19 protein-coding genes are annotated in these 18,484 nt (G+C 30.0%); 5 read left to right on the top strand and 14 right to left on the bottom strand.

Going from position 1 to position 18,484, the window contains the following annotated elements:
• Window positions 1-49 precede the first annotated feature (49 nt).
• The 5 genes from KO488_RS08005 to KO488_RS07985 all read left to right on the top strand — a co-directional run bounded on the left by KO488_RS08005 (window position 50) and on the right by KO488_RS07985 (window position 3,799).
• Window positions 50-244, top strand: a complete 195-nt coding sequence (locus KO488_RS08005) for a hypothetical protein (protein WP_216058279.1) — start codon at window positions 50-52, stop codon at window positions 242-244.
• 94 nt (window positions 245-338) lie between these two features.
• A complete protein-coding gene (gene recA, locus KO488_RS08000; RefSeq protein WP_216058278.1) occupies window positions 339-1,382 on the top strand; it encodes a recombinase RecA in 1,044 nt (347 codons plus the stop codon).
• 149 nt (window positions 1,383-1,531) lie between these two features.
• On the top strand, window positions 1,532-2,806 hold the full coding sequence (gene eno, locus KO488_RS07995) for a phosphopyruvate hydratase (RefSeq protein WP_216058277.1): 1,275 nt from the start codon (window positions 1,532-1,534) through the stop codon (window positions 2,804-2,806).
• A gap of 7 nt (window positions 2,807-2,813) precedes the next feature.
• Window positions 2,814-3,056 carry an FtsB family cell division protein gene (locus tag KO488_RS07990; RefSeq protein WP_216058276.1) on the top strand — a complete coding sequence of 81 codons (243 nt, stop codon included), beginning with the start codon at window positions 2,814-2,816 and terminating at the stop codon, window positions 3,054-3,056.
• Complete coding sequence (locus tag KO488_RS07985; RefSeq protein WP_216058275.1) at window positions 3,053-3,799, top strand: AMIN domain-containing protein; 747 nt, start codon at window positions 3,053-3,055, stop codon at window positions 3,797-3,799. The genes KO488_RS07990 and KO488_RS07985 overlap by 4 nt, the downstream gene beginning before the upstream one ends.
• On the opposite strand, the gene KO488_RS07980 is transcribed toward KO488_RS07985, so the two are convergent.
• From KO488_RS07980 to nuoH, 14 genes are all read right to left on the bottom strand, one after another.
• Window positions 3,777-4,937: a cation:proton antiporter gene (locus KO488_RS07980; protein ID WP_216058274.1), complete on the bottom strand. Its 1,161-nt coding sequence runs from the start codon at window positions 4,935-4,937 to the stop codon at window positions 3,777-3,779. The two genes, KO488_RS07985 and KO488_RS07980, sit on opposite strands and share 23 nt — an antisense overlap.
• A 9-nt stretch (window positions 4,938-4,946) precedes the next feature.
• Window positions 4,947-5,828 (bottom strand): biotin synthase, encoded by an 882-nt coding sequence (locus tag KO488_RS07975; protein WP_216058273.1) that lies wholly within the window; start codon window positions 5,826-5,828, stop codon window positions 4,947-4,949.
• A complete protein-coding gene (locus KO488_RS07970) occupies window positions 5,818-6,330 on the bottom strand; it encodes a metallophosphoesterase family protein (RefSeq protein ID WP_216058272.1) in 513 nt (170 codons plus the stop codon). Before KO488_RS07970 ends, KO488_RS07975 begins: the two co-directional genes overlap by 11 nt.
• 6 nt (window positions 6,331-6,336) lie before the next feature.
• The gene (topA, locus tag KO488_RS07965; RefSeq protein ID WP_216058271.1) at window positions 6,337-8,748 is read right to left on the bottom strand and encodes a type I DNA topoisomerase; all 2,412 of its coding nucleotides are present in this window, start codon (window positions 8,746-8,748) and stop codon (window positions 6,337-6,339) included.
• Window positions 8,749-8,807: 59 nt separating this feature from the next.
• Entirely contained in the window at window positions 8,808-9,587 is a 780-nt protein-coding gene (locus tag KO488_RS07960) for a UDP-N-acetylmuramate dehydrogenase (protein ID WP_216058270.1), read from the bottom strand.
• A 6-nt stretch (window positions 9,588-9,593) separates the two neighbouring features.
• Window positions 9,594-10,457, bottom strand: coding sequence for a menaquinone biosynthesis family protein (locus KO488_RS07955; RefSeq protein WP_216058269.1), 864 nt, complete (start codon window positions 10,455-10,457; stop codon window positions 9,594-9,596).
• Between the two features lie 57 nt (window positions 10,458-10,514).
• Window positions 10,515-11,003, bottom strand: a complete 489-nt coding sequence (locus KO488_RS07950) for a transglycosylase SLT domain-containing protein (RefSeq protein WP_216058268.1) — start codon at window positions 11,001-11,003, stop codon at window positions 10,515-10,517.
• A 63-nt stretch (window positions 11,004-11,066) separates the two neighbouring features.
• On the bottom strand, window positions 11,067-12,569 hold the full coding sequence (gene nuoN / locus KO488_RS07945; protein ID WP_216058286.1) for an NADH-quinone oxidoreductase subunit NuoN: 1,503 nt from the start codon (window positions 12,567-12,569) through the stop codon (window positions 11,067-11,069).
• Entirely contained in the window at window positions 12,566-14,092 is a 1,527-nt protein-coding gene (locus KO488_RS07940) for an NADH-quinone oxidoreductase subunit M (RefSeq protein ID WP_216058267.1), read from the bottom strand. The genes nuoN and KO488_RS07940 overlap by 4 nt, the downstream gene beginning before the upstream one ends.
• A complete protein-coding gene (gene nuoL, locus KO488_RS07935) occupies window positions 14,092-15,963 on the bottom strand; it encodes an NADH-quinone oxidoreductase subunit L (RefSeq protein ID WP_216058266.1) in 1,872 nt (623 codons plus the stop codon). Before nuoL ends, KO488_RS07940 begins: the two co-directional genes overlap by 1 nt.
• A gap of 2 nt (window positions 15,964-15,965) precedes the next feature.
• Window positions 15,966-16,265: an NADH-quinone oxidoreductase subunit NuoK gene (gene nuoK, locus KO488_RS07930; protein ID WP_216058265.1), complete on the bottom strand. Its 300-nt coding sequence runs from the start codon at window positions 16,263-16,265 to the stop codon at window positions 15,966-15,968.
• Window positions 16,262-16,852, bottom strand: coding sequence for an NADH-quinone oxidoreductase subunit J (locus KO488_RS07925; RefSeq protein WP_216058264.1), 591 nt, complete (start codon window positions 16,850-16,852; stop codon window positions 16,262-16,264). Before KO488_RS07925 ends, nuoK begins: the two co-directional genes overlap by 4 nt.
• A gap of 9 nt (window positions 16,853-16,861) precedes the next feature.
• Complete coding sequence (nuoI, locus tag KO488_RS07920) at window positions 16,862-17,482, bottom strand: NADH-quinone oxidoreductase subunit NuoI (protein WP_216058263.1); 621 nt, start codon at window positions 17,480-17,482, stop codon at window positions 16,862-16,864.
• A 9-nt stretch (window positions 17,483-17,491) separates the two neighbouring features.
• A complete protein-coding gene (gene nuoH, locus KO488_RS07915) occupies window positions 17,492-18,484 on the bottom strand; it encodes an NADH-quinone oxidoreductase subunit NuoH (RefSeq protein ID WP_216058262.1) in 993 nt (330 codons plus the stop codon).

Here is an 18,484-nt window from a genome sequence, read left to right as displayed (position 1 = left end):
AAATAGTTTTTTGTTATTATGTTACATATTTTTATTTAAGGTTTACGACATGCAAAATAATACTATTTCTAAAGATATATTAAAAATACAACAAAAACTTGTAACATTTGAAAAAAACTCAAGAAATTATAAAAAATATACAAAAATTCTAGCAAAGCATATTAAATCTTTTAATATGAAACAAAGAGTTAATTCTCATATTAAAACTATTGAAACAGTAGAAAAGATTCAAGAAGAAAAATAAAAATCTTACAATTTGCAATATAAATCAACAATTCAAAATAAATCTGCTAAAATTCTCTCATAAATAAATAATAGAATCAAAATTAGGAAATAACATGGATGATAATCAAAAAAAATCACTAGACTTAGCTATAAAACAAATTGACAAAGCATTTGGAAAAGGTACTTTAATTAGACTGGGAGACAAAGAAGTAGTAGCAACTGAAGCTATTAGTACGGGTTCACTAGGACTTGATTTAGCTCTTGGTGTTGGAGGTCTTCCTCAAGGTAGAGTTATTGAGATATATGGACCTGAATCTTCTGGGAAAACAACACTTACCTTGCATGCAATTGCAGAGTGTCAAAAAGCTGGTGGTGTTTGTGCATTTATTGATGCGGAACATGCTTTAGATACCGCTTATGCTAAAAATTTAGGTGTTGATATTGATAACTTACTTGTTTCACAACCTGATTATGGTGAACAAGCTTTGGAGATTTTGGAAACTGTTATTAGATCTGGTGCTGTTGATTTAGTTGTAATTGATTCAGTTGCAGCGCTTACTCCTAAAGTAGAAATTGACGGTGATATGGATGATCAACAAGTTGGTGTTCAAGCTAGGCTTATGTCTAAAGCCTTAAGAAAAATTACTGGTTTATTAAATAAAATGCAATGTACGGTAATCTTTATTAACCAAATTAGAATGAAAATTGGAATGACAGGTTATGGTAGTCCAGAAACTACAACAGGTGGAAATGCACTTAAATTCTACTCATCAGTTAGACTTGATATTAGAAGAATTGCTACACTTAAACAAGGTGAAAATTCAATAGGAAATAGAGTAAAAGTAAAAGTTGTAAAAAACAAAGTTGCTGCTCCATTTAAACTAGCTGAATTTGATATCATGTTTGGTGAAGGTATTTCAAAAATGGGAGAACTTGTAGATTATGGGGTTAAACTGGATATTGTTGATAAAGCAGGTTCATGGTTCTCATACGGCGATGCAAAAATCGGACAAGGAAAAGAAAACTCTAAAGTATTCCTAAGAGATAATCCTGAAATTGCACTTGAAATTGAAAATAAAATACTAGAAGCAATGGGTGTTAATGATGAGATTTTAAAAGGCGCAATACCTCAAGAAGATGAAAATGAAGACGATTAAGATTTAATTTCTTCTTTAAATCAAAGAGATTTTTCTCTTTGATTCTTCTTTTATAACTTTTTTTAAACACACAAAAACTACTTTAGCAAAGCAAACAAAAATCAAATTTTAGATATAATCATACAAATTATAAAGAATAGGAGAACTACGTGGTATTTATTGACAATGTATACGCAGACGAAGTATTAGATTCAAGAGGAAACCCAACAGTAAGAGCCACTGTTGTATTAAGTGATGGTACAAAAGAAAGTGCTATCGTACCAAGTGGTGCAAGTACTGGAAAAAGAGAAGCTTTAGAACTAAGAGATGGCGATGCTAGATACTTAGGAAAAGGTGTTTTAAAAGCAGTTGAAAATGTAAACACTACTATTGCTGATGAATTATTAGGAATGAGTCCTTATAATCAAGCAGAGATTGATGCTACTATGAAAGATATTGATGGTACAAACAATTATGCTAACTTAGGAGCTAATGCTGTTTTAGGTGTATCTATGGCAGTAGCTCGTGCTGCGGCTGCTTCATTAAATATTCCATTATATAGATATCTTGGAGGTGCAAATGCTATGACTATGCCTGTACCTATGTTTAATATTATAAACGGTGGAGAACATGCTAATAACTCTGTAGATTTCCAAGAATACATGATTATGCCTGTAGGTTTTGAAAACTTCAATGAAGGGTTAAGAGCTACTGCTGAAATTTATCAGTCATTAAAAAAAGTTATTGATGAAATGGGTGAATCAACTGCAGTTGGTGATGAAGGTGGATTTGCTCCAAACTTAAAATCAAATGAAGAACCTTTAGAAGTAATTGTAAAAGCAATTAAAAAAGCGGGATATGTTCCTGGTGAACAAATAGCACTTGCTCTTGATGTAGCTGCTTCTGAGCTTATAAATGATAAAGGTCTTTATGTATTAAAATCAGAAGATAGAGAAATCACTGCTGAAGAATTAGTAAAATATTATGCTGATTTATGTGCTAAATATCCAATCGTTTCAATCGAAGATGGTTTAAGTGAAGATGATTGGGATGGATGGAAAATATTAACTGAAACTTTAGGAGATAAAGTACAATTAGTTGGAGATGATTTATTTGTAACGAATGCTTCTATTTTAAATGAAGGTATTAATAAAAATATTGCAAACTCAATTTTAATTAAACCAAATCAAATTGGAACTGTTTCTGAAACTATGCTAACAATTAGATTAGCGCAAAGAAACAACTACAATTGTGTAATGTCTCATAGATCAGGAGAAAGTGAAGATGCATTTATTGCTGATTTTGCTGTTGCTTTAAATTGTGGTCAGATTAAAACTGGTTCTACGGCAAGAAGTGATAGAATCGCGAAATACAATAGATTATTAGAAATTGGTGCAGAAATTGCTTATGCAGAATATTTAGGAAGAACACCTTTTACTAAATAGTAAATTTATGAAAAAATTTTTACGTAATTATAGAAAATTTATAGTAATTGCAATAGTCTCTATTGCTCTTACTATATTTCTTTCTTACCACGTAGCTAATACTCTTTTTGGAGATAATTCGCTAGAAGTATATAACTCTTTAAAACACAAAAAGATTTACTTAGAAAAAGAGATTACTAGACTTCAAGAAGACAATGCTTATCTGCAAAAAGAATATTTTGAATTAAAAAATCTGGAGCCTGAAGAATGAAAACTTTATTTCTATTTACATTAACACTTATTTTAGCATTTACCTTAAATGCAAGAGAGAATCCATTTGAAGCTACAAATGCTTATGAAGAAGAAGCAGCAAGAATAATAGAGCAAAACGAAATAGATGAGAATTCTATCAATGAAGCAGCTTATATCCAAGAAATGCAAGAAAAAATGTCAAATGTAACTGACAATAATCAAAATAAGAAAAAAGTGGAAGAAGCTATAAAAAAGCTAACTCCTGCTTTAAAAGTAGAAAAAACTTATACAAAAAAAGAAGTTAAGAAACTAATTAAAAAAGCACAAGTTCAATCAGAAAGTAAAGTAAAGAAACTTGTAAAAAAAGAGTTAGAAAAAAACAAACCTCAAGAATTAGAACAAGTTGTATATGTAAAACCTAGAACAGATATTATTGAAGAAGATACTCAAACAAAAACAAAAGTACTTTTAGACTTTATTAAAGTTGAATACAATGATAATAAATTAATACTCCATACAAAAGATATAGTATCAAAAAAATTTAATATAGATAAAGAAAATAAACTTATAATTGACTATAAAGCTAAAAAGAATTTTTATACTAAAAGAAGTGATTTAGATTCAAAAAACTTTAAAAAGATTGCGGTAGGTAATCATAAAGAAGAGAAATTTTATAGGGTAGTAATTTTACTATCTAAAAATCCAAGTAATTATAAAGTTGAATATAAAGACAATATAATTACTGTATTTTCTTTGAATTAATAAAATAAGATAATATTCTAATAGCTATCATTACTATTAATACTTCTAAGATAGCTGCTAGAATAAATGCATAATAATACTCCTGAGTAATAGAGTGGTTATTATATGCTATTGTTGTTACTGCAATTAAAAGTGTAATTGGCATCGAGTGTGAAAGTCCAATCATAAAGAACTTATTCCAACCCATCTCTTTTACAAATAACATTGAAGCTATAAATCTTATCCCAACCATTGCAAATACTATTAAAATGGCTTTTACAAATAATCCATCTTGAAATACTGCTGTTAATTCAAATGAAGCACCAACAGAAATAAAGAATATTGGTACCAGCCAACCAAAGCCAAAATGCTCTAATTTATGAGGTAGCTGCTTATTATGTTGCTCAAAAAATGTTGTTATAAATGCTCCTGCAATAAATGCACCAAAGGCTACTTTTAAATGCAATATCATCATAATAGCAATCATTAAGAAGAAGATACTCATAGAAACTCTAATATCTTGCTCTTGATGATCTTTTTCAGGCATTAAGTATGCTTTGATTTCAGGGAACCACCAAATAAGATTATGAAATACTTTATAGAAAATTATCATTGAAATTAAGAACATTACAAATAGGAACATAATCTTATAAAACTCAAAGTTAATCCCAAACTCTAAACCTGCTGTTACCGTAGTAAGCGCAAAGATAGATACAATTTCACCGATAAGACCTACTAAAATGGAAAGCCTAATCCATTCTACATCTCCATACTCTTTTTTTAATGCTGCTAATAAACCTATTGAAATTAAAGGTAATATAACAATAAATATATATCCAATATCTAAATATACAGTAATTAATGTAGATAAGGAAAAAAGTATAACATTATAAATAAGGGATTTTTTTAAAATTGTAGGTGAAATGTTTACAATTTTTTTCATATCAACTTCTAGACCGGCTAAAAACATTAGATATAAAAATCCAAGTTTAGCAGCTAGATCTAAAATTGCATGATCAATTATAAAAGCAAAATAAGCCGCAACCGCACCTAGTATTATTTCTACAGTAATTGTAGGAAGTCTTAATATCTTAGCAATTAAGGGTGAAGTAAATATAATTAAAGATATGGTAATAATTATTGATATTTCTTCACTCATTAAGCAGCCCTACTTCTCGTTTTCCATTTTAACTACGTGTTTTGCTATTTTAAATCCTAAAGCTTCTAATGCTTCAACATCATCTTTTGGAGTTTTTCCAGTAGTTGTTAAATAATCACCAATTACAAAAGCATTTGCGCCTCTGTTAAAAATCTCATATTGCTCATCACCAAACATCAATTCTCTTCCACCAGCTACCATAATTTTATGTGCATTTGGAATCATTTTTCTTGATAATTCAACTAAATCAAATGCTTCTTCTCTTGTAATTGTATTTTCAACAATTGGTAAAGCTTCATTTGGATGGAAAAAGTTTAAAGGCACATTCATTGGATCTAATGATGCAATTGATTTAATCATAGAAATTCTATCTTCTTGAGTTTCACCCATTCCGAAAATTCCACCACAAACAAGTTGTAATCCTGCTTCTTTTACATTTAAACAAGTTTGATATCTATCATCCCAAGGATGTGTAGTACAAATAGTAGGATAGAATTCTCTTGATGTTTCTAAGTTATGATTATAATTATCAACACCTGCAGCTTTTAATTCTTTCAATTGCTCAACAGAAGCTGTTCCATTACAGGCAATCAATCTAAGTCCTAAATCTTCTGCTTTGATAGCTCGTGCAGCTTTTGCAATAAACTTTGTTTTTTTATCAGTTAAACCAAGTCCTGCTGTTACTAAACAAAATCCTACTGCTCCATTTTCTCTAGCAGCTTTTGCTTCTTTTAAAATTTGTTCAATAGTTTTTAATGTATATCTTTCAATATCTGCTTTATATCTTACACTTTGTGTACAAAATTTACAGTCTTCATTGCATGTACCACTTTCTACATTACATATCGCGCATAAAAAAATTTCATCTGTATTTTTAAATTTATCGTTCATATTTATACTCTTTCTTTTCATAATTATTTTTATTTATATCTTTAAAATAGTGTGAGATTATATACTCATTTTCATTAATTTCTAGTAGTGCACATTCAATATGTGGCTTTTCTCTTGCACAAACTTCACCTGGATTTATAAAAAGTGTTTTATTCTTATATTCACATTCAAACATATGTGTATGACCAAAAATCACTATATCACTATCAGGACTTAAGTGATAAGGCATATGCATTAATTTAAACTTATTTTCTTTAATTTTAAAATAGTAAGGTTCTTGTTTTATTAGATATTTATTTGCAAGTGGAAATAAATCCATATCATTATTTCCAAAAACACTTACATATGGAAGTTTAGATTCTTCTAATAATTGAAGATTTTTTTCTATACATAAATCCCCTGCATGAATTAAGTATTCACACTTCTTCTCTTTAAGTAAATCAATTACTTCATTAGTATAGTCACTTTTAAAGTGACTATCTGAAAGGATACCAATTTTCATTTATTTTTACTTTGCTTCTTTTTTTGCAGTAGTTTTTTTAGCAACGGCTTTTTTTGCTGTTGTTTTCTTTGCAGGTGCTTTTTTAGTAGCTATTTTCTTAGCTGCAGGCTTTTTCTTTGCCGCTGCTTTTTTTGCAGGTGCTTTTTTATCTGCTGTTTTTGATTTTGGATCTTTTGCTATGATTTCTTGACACTCTTCTAGTGTTAAATCTTCTGCAATTTTTCCTTTTGGAATTTTATAGTTTTTTCTACCTTGCTTGATATATGCACCATATCTTCCAATTAGAACATGAATTTTTTCTTTTTCAAAAACTTTAATAGTTGCTTTTTCTTTTGCTTCTTTTAGCTCTTGAATTACTTCTAATGCTCGTGGTAATTCTATTTTATATGGATCATCTTCTTTTAAAGAATAATATGAAGATTTTACTTGTAAATATGGACCAAATCTTCCAATATTTGCCTTAATATCTTCACCATCTTTATCTTGTCCTACAACTCTTGGAAGTGTGAATAAAAACAATGCTTCATCCATAGTAATAGTATCCATATTTAAATGCTTAGGAATTGCTACAAATAATGGTTTTTCCTCATCATCTTTTGTTCCTATTTGAACAAACGGTCCAAATCTTCCAACTCTTGCACTCATAGGTTTTCCTGATTTTGGATCTGTTCCTATTTCTCTAATTTGTAAATAATCTTCTTTATTTACTGTTTCTTCTTTTTCAATAATAGTCTTTTTAAAACTACCATAGAATTCTTGCATTACTTGTTCCCAAGCTATTTTACCTTCTGCTATTTCATCAAACTCTTCTTCAATTTTTGCAGTAAACCCAAGATTTATAATATCTGAGAAATGATCTGCTAAAAAGCTATTTACTATTTCACCCGTTGGTGTTGGTGTAAGTTTTTTATCTTCTGTTTTTACAACATATTCTCTTTGCTGAATAGTTGAAATTGTTGGAGCATAAGTAGAAGGACGTCCAATACCTTCCGCTTCAAGTTTTTTAACTAGTGAAGCTTCTGTATATCGAGCTGGTGGCTTTGTAAATAATTGTTCTAAATCTAATTTTTTTAAATCTAAAACTGTTCCTTTTTTAATAGTAGGAAGAATTTTTTCAGTACTATCAAGAGCACCTTCTGGATTATCACTACCTTCTGTATAAGCTTTCATAAATCCTGCGAAGATTATTCTTTGTCCCTTTGTTTGGAACTCATACTCTTTATCTTTTCCTGCTTGTATTTTATAAGTAGTATTTGCGATTTGAGCAGCTGCCATTTGAGTTGCAAGTGTTCTTTTCCAAATTAATGAGTAAAGTTTATATTGTGCACTATCTACATATGCTTTTATATCAGTAGGTTTTAAACTTAAATCTACAGGTCTAATAGCTTCATGCGCTTCTTGAGCACCCTTTGCTTTTGATTTGTAAGTTCGCGGGTTTTTAAGTGCATAATCTTTTCCATACTCTGCTTCAATAACTTCTTTAGCAGCACTAGTTGCAACTTTAGAAAGATTTAACGAATCTGTTCTCATATATGTGATTAAACCACCTGTGTGATTTGGGATATTACCTACATTTCCTTCATAAAGTTGCTGTGCTATTACCATTGTTTGTTTAACAGAATAACCTAGTTTTCTACTTGCTTCTTGTTGTAGTGTTGAAGTTGTAAATGGAGCAGCAGGATTTCTTTTAGAATCTTTTTCTTCGATATCATTTAATACAAAATTACCCATATTAATTGAAGCTTCAATTTCTTTTGCCTCTGCTTCATTTTTAACTTTTGCAGTTTTTCCATTAATTTTTGCTAATTCTGATTTTAATTCTGGATTTGCAAACTCAGATTTAACCTTCCAGTACTCTTCAGGAACAAAAGCTCTAATTTCATTTTCTCTATCTACGATAATCTTAACAGCAACACTTTGAACACGACCTGCTGATAATCCATATCTAACTTTTCTCCATAATAGTGGAGAAAGCTCATATCCTACTGCCCGATCAAGAATTCTTCTTGCTTGCTGAGCATCAACTAAATGTTGATCAACTTCTCTTGGGTTTTCTAAGGCTTTTAAAATTGCATCTTTTGTAATCTCATGGAATACAATTCTTTTAATAGGATTATTTTCTATTTTAAGTGCAGGAATTAAATGCCATGCAATAGCTTCCCCTTCCCTATCCTCATCGGCCGCTAGGTAGATCGTAGTGTCTTTATTAATATGTTTTTTTAAATCTGTGATGACTTTCTTTTTATCTGTTGATATTAAATATTTAGGTTTGAAGTTATCTTCTGGATCAAAGCCTAATTTTGATTTTGGTAAATCTCTTACATGTCCCATTGAAGCCATTACTACGTAATCACTTCCTAGAAACTTTGATATTGTTTTCGCTTTTGCGGGTGACTCCACTATTACTAAATTCTTCACTAAAAAAAACCTTATATATTTTTGAATTTTTGCATTCTATCATAAATTAAATGATATTACTAATAAATTATTACTTCTGCTTTTATATCTATATTAAACTGTTCTTTGATTTTGCTCTTTGCTAAATCAATTAAATACACAGCGTCTTCATATGTTCCATCGCCATTGTTTACTAAAAAGTTTGCATGTTCACTTGAAAAAGACATACTCCCTTTTTTAAAACCTTTTAAACCTATTTCTTCTATTAAACGTCCTGCATAATCACCCTCTGGATTAGCAAAACACGAGCCTGCACTTGGTACATGAGGTTGATTATCTCTCATTTTATTAAACTGTTTTAGTTTATCTTTTGAAAATCCATAAGAAATATTAAATACTACTTCATAAACAATAGTATCTATTTTTGTATGTCTATATGAATACTCAATATCTTCTTTTTTTATATATCCATCTTTTGTTTTAATAGAATGAACATAGTTAAATACTTCCCAAGATTTTAATCCTGCATTCATCTTAACTAAACCACCCATATTTCCAGGTAACTTAGCTAAAAATTCTAAATCTGCAATATCATTATTTCGTGTATATGTTAAAAGTTTACCTGAAGTTGTTGCACACCCAACATAAAGTAAATTACCAACTTTCTTTATATAATCAAACTCTTCACCTAAAATCGCAAATTTTGGATGATTTGGAGATATTAATACATTATTGGCACGACCTAGTATTTGATATTCAGGATAATCACCTATCTCATTTATCACTAAAACATCTGCCTTTGGTCCTATTTTAATTGATGAATATCTTGAAAAATCTAGCTCTTTAAAATAATTTTCCATTCTTTTTTATTTTGCTCTTAATTCTTTATAAAGACTTGGGATTAAAAAGTCTTGGGATTTTACTAAGTTTTCATAAAATCCATTTTTATAACCAAGTTCAAATAACTTATCTAAAGCTTTATATTGAATTTCACTTAACTCAACTGAGTTATCATTTGCATAAAGGTCTAAATAAGTATCTAAAGTATTCGCGTCAACTCTTATAAGTCCTTTATCAAGTAACATAGGAGCTAATACTTTTCTATTTTTATTTGCTACATCAACTGCTTTGATTAATGTATTTTCATAATCAATTGCACTATGAAGTGGGATTGAACGTCGTATACACATTCCACCAAGTGGTAAAGGTAAATCACCGCCACTTAACTCAACCCAAATATCCCAAAGCTCACGTTCTACTTCAAGCTCATCACTAAAATTTAGAATTGATTCATGAATTAAAACACCAGCATCAACTGTACCATCAATTACTGCTTGCTCTATATCTAAAAAATTCATATATGTAATTCTTGCATTTGGATAAGCAATCTTAAACAAAAGACCATTTGTAGTAAATTCACCACTTAGTGCTACTTTGAAATTCTTTTTAAGTCTAGTGCCTTTTTTCTTTATAAGCTTTGGTCCATAACCCTCACCAAAAGAAACTGCAGTTTTTAAAAGTGCATAGTCATCTTTAACAAAAGGATAAAGAGCAAAAGATATTGCACAGATGTCATATTCACCTTTTAGTGTAGCTTTATTTAATGTTTCAATATCATCAGCAATATTAGTAAATTTAGCATCACTAGGAGTTACCCAACCAAATTTAATAGCATAATACATAAATATATCATCAGCATCGGGTGAGTGTGCAACACTTATAGTCTTCAAAAAGCAGTCCTTAAAATTTAATAGTGTGATTGTATCAGGTTGTGGTTTATTTTTTGGTTATAGTTTGTACTCTAGCTTTAATTTTTTTATAATATCAAATACATTAGTAGCATAATTGATACCTACTTTAGTATTATAGTTCCATCCTGTATTATAACTTGACCAAGTTTTAAACCAATTACCTTTATGTATTTTTCTCCAATATTTTAATTCAATAATTGCATTAGCAGTTGCAAAACCTACATCATTAATTAATTTTTGAGCATAAATACTTCTATTAAAAGAATTATCCTTTACCTTTTGTCTTTTTAAAACTGTTTTTATATTTGCTTGAAATAAGCCATAATCTTCACTTTTTGAGTTTATAACATATTTACCTAAAGACGATTCTTTTATAGCAATAGCCATTAAGGAGTACTTCATCATTTTATCATCAGTTAGAGATTTTAGTTTTTTTAATATTACAATATCATTTTGAGTTAAATTTAAAGAGTTAGAAAAAAGGAAAGAAAAGGAAAGTATTAATATAAAGAATATTTTTTTCATAAGTTGATTTTACAATAATTCTAAGCATTTAATCATTTATTTTTAAATGCTTAGAATATCTATCTAAAATCCAGCGCTAGTAACGTAGTAAGTTATAACCTGAAGTAATGGCTCAATAGTTAATACTGAGATAATTGCCAGGAAGACACAAAGACCAATTACTGATTTCATTGGTGTTGATGCATTTTGCATAAATTTTTTATTTGCACCTTCAATTGGGTCTTTTAAGAACATATAAGAAATAGGTCTTAAGTAATAATATGCAGCAATTGCTGAGTTTAAAACAATAATAACAGCAAGTGCTATTTGACCTGCATTTACTGCACTTGCAACTAAATACATTTTTCCCCAAAATAGTGCAAATGGAGGAAGTCCTGTTAATGCAAAAAGGAACATTGCAAGAATCGAAGCTGCAAATGGTGAAATCTGAACTAATCCTGAATATTTCTCAAAAGTATATGGTGATTCATAATCCCTTTGTTCTTTTCCTCTATTTAACCATAACATACCAAAAGCACCAAAGTTAGTTATTGTAAATAATATCCAGTATAAAAATAGTGCCGTAGTTGCTTGTGTCGTTCCAATATAAACAGCAGCCATTGCCATACCAGCATTTGATATTGAAGAGTATGCAAGCATTCTTTTAATATCAGTTTGATGTAAGGCTATCAAGTTTGGAACTGTAATTGTTAAAACTATTGTCGTATAAAGCATCGTTTTGATAATAATATCATCACTTGCAATAAATACTTCAAAGAATCTAATAGCAACAACAAAACCTGCCATTTTAGGAACTACAGATAAGAATCCTGCCATTGCAGAACTTGAACCTCTATAAACATCTGGAACCCATACATGATATGGGAATAAAGATAATTTAAATCCAAGTGCTGCAAACATAAATACAAATCCTGTCAATACAAATACATAGTTTGCATAGTTTTCACTTGATAAGAAATTTTCTTGAACAATAATTTGTGAAATTTCTGATAAGTCTAAAGAACCTGTTAATCCATAGAAAATCATAGCACCAAAAGCAAAGAACGCAGCTGCAAGAGCACCCATTGTAAAGTACTTAACAGCAGCTTCAATTGATGTCATTCTATTATGCATTGCAATCATTGTGTATAAAGATAATGATGCCGTTTCTAATCCAATAAAAATTAAAATTAATGAATCTGAACTTACCATAAACTGGAAACCAGCAATAGTAAATAAATACAGAGCAAAAAATTCAGCGTATCTAAACTCTTGGAATCTTAACTTTGATAAAGATAATAATACAAAAAGAATCGCACCACCAATAATAATACATTGAGATAATATTGCTATACCATCAAGATGCATTAAATCAAACATACCACTTGGATTTCCTGTATGAGCAAGAAGTGTAAATAAATCAAAAACTAAAAATAATACTACTAAAATTACGTATAATGATTTATGTTTTTCTTTATTGAAAAGATCTGTTAATAAAATACTAATAGCACCAATTATTGTAATAAGCATTGGCGCTAATGTAGCTAAATTTAAAGATTCAATATTAATTGAAATAGGTTCCATTATTTAACCTCCCCAATTGAATTTAAAGAACGAAGTCTTTCTTTTGTTCTATCATCTACAGATTTAACATCCATAATTTTTACGACTTTTTCAACAGAAACATTTAATGGTTCTAAAATAACTTTTGGATAAACACCTAAAGATATAATTAAAAACACAAGTGATCCTAAAGCGATAAGTTCACGTCCATGAATATCTTTCATAGCTTTATTTTCATCTTTGATTAGTTCACCAAAAAATGTTCTTTTATACATTGCTAACATATAAACCGCACTTAATACAATTGTAAGAGATGCTACAAATGTTAAAAGAGGTGAAACTTTAAAAAATCCAAGAAGAGATAAAAACTCTCCTACAAATCCAACCGTTAAAGGTAATCCAATAGAAGCCATTAAAACAATTCCATATACAAGTGCGAACATTGGCATGTTTTTTGCTAATCCACCAAACTCTTTTATCATCTTTGTTTTTCTTCTATCATAAAGAACACCAACACTCATAAACAGTGCTCCTGAAACAACTCCATGTCCAATCATTAAGAATACTGCTCCTGAAATACCTTCAGTATTTAAAGCAAATACTCCAAGAATAATTACACCCATATGTGAAATTGAAGAGTAAGCAATCATTTGCTTCATATCTTCTTGTGCGTAAGCTACCATTGCAGTATAAATAATTGCAATAATCCCTAACGTTGCCATAAATGGCATAAAGTAAACACTCGCATCAGGAAATAATGGAAGTGAAAATCTAATAAATCCATATGTTTCCATTTTTAATAATACTGCAGCTAATACAATAGAACCAATAGTTGGTGCCTGACTATGAGCAAGAGGTAACCAAGTATGGAATGGGAACATTGGTACTTTTACTGCAAACCCAAAGAAGAATGCAATAAATAACCATAACTGAACATCAAAGGGTAAAACAACACTATACCAATCAAGTAAATTAAAGCTCCAAACACCTGTTGTTTCATGGTAAATATATCCAAAATATAACATACCAATAAGCATTATTAAAGAACCTATAAATGTATATAAAAAGAATTTAATAGCTGCATGGAATCTTCTTTCTGCTCCCCAAAAACCAATAATATAAAACATAGGAATAAGTGTTAGTTCCCAGAAAATATAGAACATAATTAAATCTAAAGATACAAATACTCCTACCATTGTCATTTCTAGGTAAAGAATTGTAATAATTAAGTTTTTAACTGCTTTTTTCTCTGTAAGTCCAATTACTGCAATCATAGTCATAAAAGTAATCATAATAACTAAGAACAATGATACACCATCAACTCCAACTACATAATTAATACCATACGAACTAATAAGAGGTAATGTCTGAACAAACTGCATTTGTGCAACTTGACTATCAAAGTGATACCATAATAAAAGAGCTAATACAAACTCAACGATAGTAACTACAACTCCAAACTGTCTCATAGAATCTTTGTGAATCATAAATCCTACAGTAGCAGCTACTGCTGGAAAAAATATCAGCATAGATAAGATATTTTCCATTACTTAACTCCTCCAAATAACGATAACACTAAAGCTAAAACTAATCCTAAGATTAATCCTAAAACCATAAGTCTTAATGATGATGATAAATTACCTGATTGAATAACTCTTGCTTTTCCACCTGCTTTATTAATCAGTCTTGCAATACCTTCAATTGTATTATCAATCAGTTTTATTTCAATAACCTCAAATACCCAAACTGAAAGTTGATGATATGGTTTTGTAATATAGTTTTCATAAAAATGTGGAATATAATACTGGTTAGATAAAAGTTTATAAATCCCTTTATCCTCCCAGTCTTTAGAAAATCCACCATTTCTATATTTAATAACAGCATAAGCAATCCCAGCAAGTGCCACTGCACTTGTCACAATAATAAGAATCCATGCAGTTGAATGTGCTGTATTACTAGCTTCCCATGTTGGTAAAGTTTTTGTAGTAAAATCTACAAATGAATGCTCAAACCATCCAGCAATTACTGCTAAAATAGCTAATGGAATCATTGCAGCAATTACAAAACCTTTTGCTTCATGAGGATGGAAATCTTCATTTGAATAATTTTGCTCTCCATGGAAAACTTTCATAACTAATCTAAATGAATAAAATGCAGTTAATCCTGCAGTTACCCATAAAATTAACCATAAGAAATAAGCATCACCATTAAATGCAGCTTCTAAAATTTTATCTTTTGAAAAGAAACCTGCAAGTGGGAAAATACCAGCAAGTGCAACAGATGCAATTGTCATAATAATTGAAGTTGACTTCATCTTATTATGTAAGCCACCCATTTTTCTAATATCAAGTTCATCATTCATAGCATGCATAACATTACCCGCACCTAAGAATAATACTGATTTAAAGAAAGCATGTGTAACAAGGTGGAATAATGCTACCCAATAAGCACCAAGACCAGCTGCAACAAACATATATCCAAGTTGTGATAGTGTTGAGTAGGCAATAATTCTTTTCATATCATTATGAACAAGTGCCATTGATGCTGCAAAAATTGCAACAAATGCACCTAAACATGCAATACCATAACCTACTTCAGGAACCAATACGTATAATTCATTTGATCTAACAACTAAGTAAACCCCAGCTGTTACCATAGTAGCAGCATGAATTAATGCAGAAACAGGAGTTGGACCTTCCATTGCATCTGCAAGCCATGTATGTAATGGAAACTGTGCTGATTTACCCATAGCTCCAACAAATAATAATATTCCAATCCAAGTAATAGTACTAGTTTCTAAAGTGGCAATATTATCAAATACGATTGAATATTGTAATGAACCTAAATTCCAATAAATTAAAAACATAGCAAGAAGAAGACCTAAATCTCCAACTCTATTCATAATAAATGCTTCATTAGCAGCCCATGCAGCAGATTCTTTCTTATACCAAAATCCAATTAATAGCCATGAACAAACTCCAACACCTTCCCATCCAATAAATAAAACAGCAAAGTTATCACTCATTACAAGAACAAGCATTGAGAATACAAATGCTGAAAGGTAAGAGAAATATCTATTAAAACCTTCATCATTTTCCATATATCCAATCGAGTGAATATGAACCATTGTTGAAACAACTGTTACAACACTCATCATAATTACACTAACATGATCTACTACAAATCCAAAAGGGATATCTAAATCACCTGTTTTAATCCATTCAAATAGTGTTACATTTATAACGGTATCTGTTGAATAAATATGAGATAAAAGGCTTAAAGAAGCAAACATAGAAACAGCTAACATAAATGATGTAAACCATCCTGTAAATGCTATTTTTCCTCTCATTGAAAATAAAGCTGCAATTAAAGAACCAACTAGTGGGGCAAAAAGTGCGATATATACATATTTTTCCATTATTACCCCTTCATCTTAGCGATATCATCTAAATTAATAGAACCTGTTCTTTTATACCAAAGAATTAAAAGACCTAATCCAATAGCAACTTCACTAGCAGCAACTGCAATAATAAAGAAAGCAAACATTTGACCTGTTAAATCTCCATGGAATTTAGAAATTGCTGCAAGCCCAATATTTACTGCATTTAACATAATCTCAGTTGAAAAGAAAAGCATTAGAACATTCTTTCTTCTTAATACTCCAATTAATCCTATTGAAAATATAATTGTTGATAGTATCAAATAAGCGTTAAGTGTCATTTAACATCCTTTTTTGAAGCTTCACTTTGGGCTTCTTCTTTAATATGCGCATCAATTTCTTCTTCAGTCATATCAGAATAAGATACTTCCATTTTCTTTCCTGCTAAAACAATTCCACCAATCATTGCAACAAGTAACATAATTGCTGCTAACTCAAAGGGAACTAAATACTTAGTAAATAGAACTAAACCTACATCTACTGTATTTCCATAATTTGGATTAATAGGTAAACTAGCTTCTAAATTTTCTCCTAAAATTGGAGATACAAAAATAACTACAACTATTAAAGCTACCATTCCTGATAATAAAAATACTAATCTTGGATTATTAACCTTTTCTTTTACTTCTGATAATGTATCAAAGAACATCATTCCAAACGCATATAAAGACATAACGGCACCTGTATAAACTACAATTTGTACAGCTCCAAGGAAATCTGCATTTAATAAAAAGAAAAATGCTGATATAAAAATCATTCCAGCTGCTAATGAACTTAAAGCATATAAGGCATTGTTTGTTAATACTGTAATACTAAACATAGTTATAGTTAAAACTGAAAACAGACAAAAAGCTACTATTTCAAACATCTATACTCCTTAGTACGACAATGGTGTTTTTTTAATTTTTTCATCAGCATCTATTGATACTGAACCAAAACCATCAAACTCAGTTTGTTGGTTTAACTGATCAAATGGTGTTAAAATATCTTCTTTAAGTGAAAAAGATGCTCTTTGTTCTGAAGAGTTTTCATATCTTCCTCCATGAACAATTGCAAGCTCTGGACAAACTTCTGCACAATAACCACAGAAAATACATCTACCCATATTAATTGTATATTCTAAAACTTCTTTCCTAGAGTTTTCATCAACTCTAGTTTCCATTCTAATACAATTTGCAATACAAATCTTTTCACATAAACCACAACCAATACATCTCTCTTCACCAGATTCTAATAATACAAGTAATCTATGTACAGCTCTATATCTAGGACCTATTGGTAATTTTTCAGCTGGATATTGTACGGTTGCCATTTCACCTTTAAAAAGTGCACCTGTCATCATCTTAAAAGTAATTTTTAAACCTGTAAATAATTCACCTTTAACAGATCTTTTAACTACTTGTTTAAATGAGTCCCAAGATGTTTTAGGATAATTATCTTCTTGAACTACAACGTAGTCTTCTGATATATTTCTATTTTTAAATTCTTCAAATCCCATTACTATCTCCTAAATCATTATCACTAAAGCAGTAACTAAAATATTTAGAAGTGCTAAAGGCATTAATATTTTCCAACATAACCACATTAATTGATCAGGTCTAATATGTGGCCAAGATGCTCTTGTCCAAAGGAAAAGAAAGATTAAGAACATCACTTTTAAGATAATTGCTAAACCACCTGGAATAAACCATAAAGGCTCAAAACCACCTAAGAATATAAGTGCAATTAAAAATGAAATTGTAAAAAGGTTTGCATATTCTCCAATAAAGAACATCCCCCATCTCATTCCTGAATACTCTGTTGCATAACCTGCAACTAATTCAGCTTCATGCTCAAGTAAATCAAATGGTGTTCTATTAGTCTCAGCAAAACCTGCAATTGTAAACAATACAAAGGCTAAAGGTTGTGACCAAATAATCCATTCTGTAATTCCACCTACTTGGTAGTTATTTATATCAATTAAGGATAAAGACCCAACCATCATTAATGGTGCTAATAAAGATAGACCTGATACTACTTCATAAGATAAAAGTTGAATTGCAGTTCTAGCCCCTCCAAGTAATGCCCATTTATTCGCAGAACTCATACCTGCTAATAATGGTCCATAAAGCCCAATTGCTCCAACAGACATTACAAATAAAACACCAACATTAATATCACTAATAATTGGTCTAACCGTATATCCAAACATTTCAAATTCTGGGAAAAATGGAATTGCACTCATTGCAATAAAGGCAGTTGCTGCTGTAATTAAAGGTGCAACCATAAAAATAGGTTTATTTGCATTTGCAGGAATAAAATCTTCTTTTGTAAAAAGTTTAATACCATCTGCTGCAATTTGTAAAAGGCCATAAGGACCTACATTTGTGGGACCAAGTCTTCTTTGCATAAATGCTAATATTTTTCTTTCAATATAAGTTGTAAAACCAGCAAGCGCTGAAAATACTGCTAAAACTATTATTACTTTTACAATTGTTTCTATTATAATACTTGTTTCCAT

The organism is Poseidonibacter lekithochrous, from assembly GCF_018861145.1.
GTDB classification, from domain to species: Bacteria; Campylobacterota; Campylobacteria; order Campylobacterales; family Arcobacteraceae; genus Poseidonibacter; species Poseidonibacter lekithochrous_A.
Note: the sequence above shows the minus strand (reverse complement) of the source record. Positions and strands in the feature narration are given on the sequence as shown.

Excerpts from the sequence above, each read along its gene's own strand:
- KO488_RS08005 (WP_216058279.1), top strand. The coding sequence starts at position 50 with ATGCAAAATAATACTATTTCTAAAGATATATTAAAAATACAACAAAAA.
- KO488_RS07990 (WP_216058276.1), top strand. The coding sequence starts at position 2,814 with ATGAAAAAATTTTTACGTAATTATAGAAAATTTATAGTAATTGCAATA.
- KO488_RS07970 (WP_216058272.1), bottom strand. The coding sequence starts at position 6,330 with ATGAAAATTGGTATCCTTTCAGATAGTCACTTTAAAAGTGACTATACT.
- nuoK (WP_216058265.1), bottom strand. The coding sequence starts at position 16,265 with ATGACACTTAACGCTTATTTGATACTATCAACAATTATATTTTCAATA.
- KO488_RS07950 (WP_216058268.1), bottom strand. The coding sequence starts at position 11,003 with ATGAAAAAAATATTCTTTATATTAATACTTTCCTTTTCTTTCCTTTTT.
- KO488_RS07925 (WP_216058264.1), bottom strand. The coding sequence starts at position 16,852 with ATGTTTGAAATAGTAGCTTTTTGTCTGTTTTCAGTTTTAACTATAACT.
- KO488_RS07985 (WP_216058275.1), top strand. The coding sequence starts at position 3,053 with ATGAAAACTTTATTTCTATTTACATTAACACTTATTTTAGCATTTACC.
- KO488_RS07960 (WP_216058270.1), bottom strand. The coding sequence starts at position 9,587 with ATGGAAAATTATTTTAAAGAGCTAGATTTTTCAAGATATTCATCAATT.
- nuoI (WP_216058263.1), bottom strand. The coding sequence starts at position 17,482 with ATGGGATTTGAAGAATTTAAAAATAGAAATATATCAGAAGACTACGTT.
- recA (WP_216058278.1), top strand. The coding sequence starts at position 339 with ATGGATGATAATCAAAAAAAATCACTAGACTTAGCTATAAAACAAATT.
- KO488_RS07980 (WP_216058274.1), bottom strand. The coding sequence starts at position 4,937 with ATGAGTGAAGAAATATCAATAATTATTACCATATCTTTAATTATATTT.
- KO488_RS07940 (WP_216058267.1), bottom strand. The coding sequence starts at position 14,092 with ATGGAAAATATCTTATCTATGCTGATATTTTTTCCAGCAGTAGCTGCT.
- KO488_RS07975 (WP_216058273.1), bottom strand. The coding sequence starts at position 5,828 with ATGAACGATAAATTTAAAAATACAGATGAAATTTTTTTATGCGCGATA.
- nuoL (WP_216058266.1), bottom strand. The coding sequence starts at position 15,963 with ATGGAAAAATATGTATATATCGCACTTTTTGCCCCACTAGTTGGTTCT.
- nuoH (WP_216058262.1), bottom strand. The coding sequence starts at position 18,484 with ATGGAAACAAGTATTATAATAGAAACAATTGTAAAAGTAATAATAGTT.